1 pseudogene is annotated in these 552 nt (G+C 61.8%); it reads left to right on the forward strand.

Annotated elements, in window-relative coordinates:
* A pseudogene (locus NR164_RS30250) lies at positions 1 to 552 on the forward strand (RHS repeat protein); the annotation flags it as partial.

Here is a 552-nt window from a genome sequence, read left to right on the forward strand (position 1 = left end):
TCTACACCGACGAGCAGGCCCGGCAGATCGACATGGGCGTGATCCCCTTGGGCGGTGCGGTGTTCAGCGCGGGCGAAGGCCTGAGCGTGCGGCGCCATGTCAACGGGCAGGTGCTGATTGAAAGCGTCGACGGTATTTATCGGCTGTTCGAACCAACGCCAGGCAAGCCGTCGCACCTGCGTCTGAGCCAGCTGGGGGACCGCAATGACAACCGCATCCTCCTCGACTACGACGCCCAAGGTCGCCTGAGCCAGTTACGCGATTCCTTCAATGATGTACGAATTGAACTCGGCTACAAACTCGGCCGAGTCGAGCAGATTGAACGGTTGTTCCCGGATCACAGCCGCGAAGTGTTAGTCAGCTACCACTACGATGCCGCTGGCGATCTGGCCGAAGTTCGCGATGCTGCCGAGCATCTACAGCGCCGCTTTGCCTACGACAGCGGCCGGCGCATGGTCGAGCACCAACGGCCCGCCGGACTGCGTTGCTATTACCAGTGGGCCTGTGTGGACGACTACGAATGGCGCGTAGTCCGACACTGGACCGACGAGG

Origin of the sequence: Pseudomonas sp. Pse79, assembly GCF_024519615.1 — a bacterium.
Taxonomy (GTDB): Bacteria; Pseudomonadota; Gammaproteobacteria; order Pseudomonadales; family Pseudomonadaceae; genus Aquipseudomonas; species Aquipseudomonas veronii.